Origin of the sequence: Yeosuana marina, assembly GCF_011762485.1 — a bacterium.
Taxonomy (GTDB): Bacteria; Bacteroidota; Bacteroidia; order Flavobacteriales; family Flavobacteriaceae; genus Yeosuana; species Yeosuana marina.
The window spans coordinates 1-5122 of the sequence record NZ_JAAKGI010000030.1 but is presented as its reverse complement, the minus strand read 5'-3'; the positions used below and the strand labels follow the sequence as shown (position 1 = coordinate 5122).

The window sequence follows — 5122 nt, the reverse complement described above, 5'->3', positions numbered from 1 at the left end:
AATCAGGAAGACCATACGATGAAAACTTTGTTTCAAAATTAGTCTAAAAAGACTTGTTTTTTAACTCAGTTCTTTGTTAGGCAACGTTTTTTATTTAAATATATCTTTAATTCTGTCTAAAAGACCTTTTTTCTTTGGGTAAACTTTCGGTTCTCTGTTTTTATTCTGTTCCGAGTATTTTTTTTGCTTTTCCAATTCTTTTAAAAATTCAGGTGTATCTGCTAATAACATTTCTTTGGAATAAGCTATTTCATCATCCAAATAGTAAATTAGTGCTTTGCTTTTGTCAATTAGCGCAACTGAAATAAGTCCGATTGAAGCACCAGCAGCAAAATCAGCTCCCCAAATAAATGAAACAGCAGTATCTTGGTCAGTCAAATCCTTTTTTATAAAATCAGATTCATTTGTTATTTCAGTTGGATTATTAAAATAGACTTCAAAGAATGTTTTTTCTCCGTTTATACTACATTCAATTCCGTCAATTCCATAAAAATTTTCAAAATCATCTAGGATTTTAAAGTCATAACCAAGTCCGTTAATAATATTTTCTATTTCCGCTTTGGTTGGTAAATCAGCTTTCTTTAAAAAAGCCACTTGGGTCATTGACATATCGTTTTTTTTTAAATGTTGCCTAACGGTTCGTATAACCGCAGTTACGAGTTAATTAGCGTTAATTTTCGGTTTGGCACAGACTTTAGTAATTCCGAGTGGATTCGGACGTAGTCGAATCCGCCGTAATTGCGGTTATACATTGTTGTAAACAGTACTTTATTCGTTTTTATCCACTAATAATTTGAATGAGAAGTTGTCCAAGTTTAAATCCAAATAATCCAACAAAAATTCCAATCGCCATCCAATAAATTCTTTGTTTTTTGTCCGCTTGAACAATTTGTTTTTCTATTAACTCTCCGTTCTTCATTAATTCCAACTCAATTTCTCTTTTATCAAATTGTTTGTATTTAGATTTCAGGATAAAATTTTCAGAATCCAGATTCAGTTTGTGTTTAAATCCAGAGAAAGAGAATTTTTTTGAAACAGTTTGTCCGTTCAATAAAACACTTTCAATTCCGAATAGAGAATTCATAAACTCTATTTTGTTATTTTCAATATTAAATTCAGCGTATTTCATTTTTCGTTCAGTTTTTTGGGTATTGTTTACAACGTGATTGTGTATGGAAAGTTGCGTGTTTGTGTGCGAGGATTTTCCGAAGGAAAATCAGAAGCAAGCAAATACACAACTACCTTTGTTTAAGCACTAATTTAGCAATTTTTTATACACGGTGTTAGCACCAGTATTTTTATTTCTTATTTCTAATTTTTTTACTTTCCATACTCCATTTTTCTTTTCCAATTTTGAAAAAACATTGAAAATTCCATTTTCAGAAACAAAAATTAATGACAACTCTGAACTTCCAGATTCAGAACTCCATTTCGAACTAATATTTCGTAGAATTCCATAATGTTTAATTTTTCCAGTTATTTTATTGATGTCAATATTGTTTTCACAATAGTTTTGAGTCACTTTTATAGGTTCAGATTGTCCAATTGTCAAATATCCAATAAAAACTAAAATCATAGAAAAGACAAGAATAAAAGTGTAGAACTTGAGCAAATGTTTTACCATAAAGAAAATTCCATTAAATGGATTCTTTTTCATTGACCTAATTAGTTCTTGATATTTTTTATAAAATTTTGGGTAATGCCCTCTTATTTCCTTGTAAAATTTCAACCAAAAATAAATTCCAATTCCAGTTAAAATAACTGATAAAATCATTCCGTAAGTTGATTCAGGTAACTTTCCATTGGTATCACCAATCCAAGATAAAATCCATAAAATGGCTCCAGTAGACAATAATATTCTGAATAATGTTTTTTTGTTCAAGGTTGAGTCAATATTGGTGCTAACGGTTTTGTATATGGAAAGTTGCGTGTTTGTAAGCGAGGATTTTCCGAAGGAAAATCAGAAGCTAGCAAACAAAGCAACTCACATTGGTTAAGCTAAAAATAGCAATTTTTTATATACGGTGTTAGCAAACGTATTTTTCAATATACTAATTCAAGAACAATTATTTTTCTATTCAGTTCATCGTTCAAATCAATATCATAATTCAGCATAACTCTTGCTGTCGATTTAGGAAATAAATATCCAAAATCTTTCTTTGTATCATAGAATTCTTTATGAAAATCGCTCTTGTTTTTTATCGATTCTATTGCTTGCAAATATTTACCAACGAAATTTATTCTGGCTGTTTCTAATTCTTGACTTATAATAGAATCAAAATTTGAATTAGGTCTAACATCTACAGAGCTCCCTCTTGAAAAAGTATATTCGGTTGCTCCATTAGGATTGGTATATTTAAACCTTGATTTTACATATGGAACAGGAATTCTTATAAAGTCTATTGAATCAGACTCAATTTTATCAAGAGCACTATTTTCTATAATCCAAACCGAATCTGGAAATTCATACATTTCCAATCGTAAATCGCTCGATTTAAATTTATCCTTTGCTTTTTTAGATATTCTTTTCCAGTTTCCAGTTTTTTCATCACGCAATTCGGTTAAAAACTGACGGTAGGCATCTTCTGTGTCCAAATTTGGATATTGAATTTTTAGAAAGTTATTCTCAAAATCAGAAACTAAAAAGTCTAATGTAGCAACATTCTCTTTGCCTAAAATTTTATCAAATTCCGATATCTCGTGTTCTGTTTTTTTGTCTGAACAACTTATGATTAAAATCAGAAATATGAATGTTTTGAGAATTTTCATTTGTAGGTCATATGTTTGCTAACGGTCTCGTATAACCGTCAGTTACGGGTTTTAAGTTACTGTTTTTCGATTAAGTACAGACGTTAGCAATTCCGAGTGGATTCGGACGTAGTCGAATCCGCCGTAATTGCGGTTATACATTGTTGGCTACAGTATTTTTAATTTTCGGCCAATTCTTTTTCATCAGTTTCATCAGTTGAAAATCGTGCAATCAACATTGGTGTTAAAATACATACAATTCCGATTATTGATTTCAATCCGAAATCACCAATAAAATTCATTGCAATTAAATAAATTCCGCAAACCAGAAAAATTATATTAATCAGTTTTTTATTCCAAACAAAACCTCCAACCAGGTATGCAATTCCGATTAGAGTGAACATTCCAGCGTTCAGAATTTGATTCGTTTCATCACTATAATTCAAAAACCAATTCGATATTTTTCCGATTAAAACAATTCCGATTAGTATAAGGAAAATTTTATGTAATATTTTTTTCATTTCGATTGTGTTTTGTTTTGATATTGTAGCCAACGTGATTGGCTATGGTTTCGTTGCGTGAAAATCCGTGAGGATTTTCCGCCGTAAACCGAAGATAGCAAATTTGCGAGGACTTTCCGATAGGAAAGTCAGAAGCAATGAATTATAGCCGTTGTTGTGTGTAGTTTTTTTATTTTTGATTTTTCTTTCGTTTTCTCCATTTATTAAGAAATATCCATAGTAGGATAAAGCCTAGATTCATGGTGATGATGTATAGCAAAATTCCGAGCGGATTAAACCCAGTTGCCTCCTCTTGAGCTGCTTTTTCCAGAAATAGAATTGATGTTGATAATTTTTCTTCGGTAAATAATTGGTTGTTAGCAATATTGCTTCCCCAATGAATACCAATGGCAAATAGAATAGTTATAGATCTTATGAGCGCATTGGCAAATACAAAGTGTCCAATAATTATTGAAATTGAATAGAATATTGCTCCAAATATTCCAATATTGAATATATTATGCATTGACACAAAAACTATGACAGCAACTAGGTTTGCTATTCTTAAGTTGTAGATTGAAATCAGTTTTTTGTAACCATAACTCCTACAGATGAATTCCTGTACTGCAGCCGTTGGTAAAATCCAATAAAGATGTTTTAATATATCCAGGTAATTAATGCCTTGATTAAAAATTATTTTGTCACCAGTAAGAAAACTTTTTAAATAGTATCCAAGTAGTGCGGCTATAATGCCCAATGCAAGTCCAATTGGCAGATATTTTAAATTCAGTCCTTTTAAATTGAAACCTAATTCATCAAGATTCTTATTTTCGGTTTTATATAAAATCCAATTAGCCAATACGACTAATATAAGTCCAACGAACGGAAAAACTTCTTCAGTTCCATTTGGAAATGGCAAGAAATCTGGTAAAAATAGAGCAATGAGAATTAGAACCACAAAGAGAAGCAGTCTGCTTAAATTAGGATAGGTTTTGAATAAATTCATTGTCTTGTTTAATTACACACAACGTGTTTGGCTATGGTTTCGTTGCGTGAAAATCCGCTAGGATTTTCCGCCGTAAACCGAAGATAGCAAATTTGCGAGGACTTTCCGAAAGGAAAGTCAGAAGCAATGAACTATAGCCGGTGTTGTAAACAGTTATTTTTATCCGTGCCAAACATAATAATTCAAAACGGTGTTATTTTTATTAAACTGAATTATTAAACTTCCCGTGTCAATTCCGTGTTTTGCCATTCCGAGATAATATCTGAAACTTTCATTTGATTGATTTTCGGGATTTCCAAGTAATTCAATTATTTCAGATTTTGTTTTTCCTTTCAGTTCGTGATTTTTACGCAAACTATTCATCATATCCCAGCGCAATGATAATTCCGTTTCTGATTCCGTCCAATTTTTCCATTTTTCCGAGTCAAATTGTTCGTGGATAATATTTCCTTTTAGAGCAAATCCGATTATAGTAATTATCGCCAAAGTCAAAAGTCCATATTTAATCAATATTTTCATTCTCTAAATTGAATCATAAATCAGTTTTATACCACAAGCAAATAAAATAAAAGCACCCAAAATAAACTCCGTAGTGAATGACATTCGTATATAATCCTCATTCTTTCTTTGGTTAACGAATTTTTTCCGTTCGTAGTTGTACCAAATAATTCCAAGAACAATTAATAAAGCTCCAAGTATAAATTTTAGTACGTTTTCCATAATTGTTTACAACGATTTTGTATATGATACGTTGCGTGGTTTAGCACGTAATTTAGCAAATAAAAACCGAATAGAAAATAGAGTGAACCCAAAAGGTTAGACAAATTTATAATTAATTTTGATAATAATGAGCTCGATATTCAGTCGG

At 30.9% G+C, this 5122-nt stretch carries 8 protein-coding genes; all 8 read right to left on the bottom strand.

From position 1 onward, the window contains the following. Positions 1–90: 90 nt before the first annotated feature. The 8 genes from G5V56_RS15620 to G5V56_RS15585 all read right to left on the bottom strand — a co-directional run bounded on the left by G5V56_RS15620 (position 91) and on the right by G5V56_RS15585 (position 4974). Entirely contained in the window at positions 91–609 is a 519-nt protein-coding gene (locus G5V56_RS15620) for a hypothetical protein (RefSeq protein ID WP_166966806.1), read from the bottom strand. A 169-nt stretch (positions 610–778) separates the two neighbouring features. Further along, on the bottom strand, positions 779–1129 hold the full coding sequence (locus G5V56_RS15615; RefSeq protein ID WP_166966804.1) for a hypothetical protein: 351 nt from the start codon (positions 1127–1129) through the stop codon (positions 779–781). A gap of 126 nt (positions 1130–1255) precedes the next feature. Continuing rightward, positions 1256–1882, bottom strand: coding sequence for a hypothetical protein (locus G5V56_RS15610; RefSeq protein WP_166966802.1), 627 nt, complete (start codon positions 1880–1882; stop codon positions 1256–1258). A 161-nt stretch (positions 1883–2043) separates the two neighbouring features. Then, positions 2044–2769 (bottom strand): hypothetical protein, encoded by a 726-nt coding sequence (locus G5V56_RS15605; RefSeq protein ID WP_166966800.1) that lies wholly within the window; start codon positions 2767–2769, stop codon positions 2044–2046. Positions 2770–2927: 158 nt separating this feature from the next. After that, positions 2928–3269, bottom strand: coding sequence for a hypothetical protein (locus tag G5V56_RS15600; RefSeq protein WP_166966799.1), 342 nt, complete (start codon positions 3267–3269; stop codon positions 2928–2930). Positions 3270–3438: 169 nt separating this feature from the next. Beyond that, positions 3439–4254 carry a hypothetical protein gene (locus G5V56_RS15595; protein ID WP_166966797.1) on the bottom strand — a complete coding sequence of 272 codons (816 nt, stop codon included), beginning with the start codon at positions 4252–4254 and terminating at the stop codon, positions 3439–3441. A 159-nt stretch (positions 4255–4413) separates the two neighbouring features. Further along, a complete protein-coding gene (locus G5V56_RS15590; protein ID WP_166966795.1) occupies positions 4414–4773 on the bottom strand; it encodes a hypothetical protein in 360 nt (119 codons plus the stop codon). A gap of 3 nt (positions 4774–4776) precedes the next feature. Next, entirely contained in the window at positions 4777–4974 is a 198-nt protein-coding gene (locus G5V56_RS15585; protein WP_166966793.1) for a hypothetical protein, read from the bottom strand. Between the last annotated feature and the right edge of the window lie 148 nt (positions 4975–5122).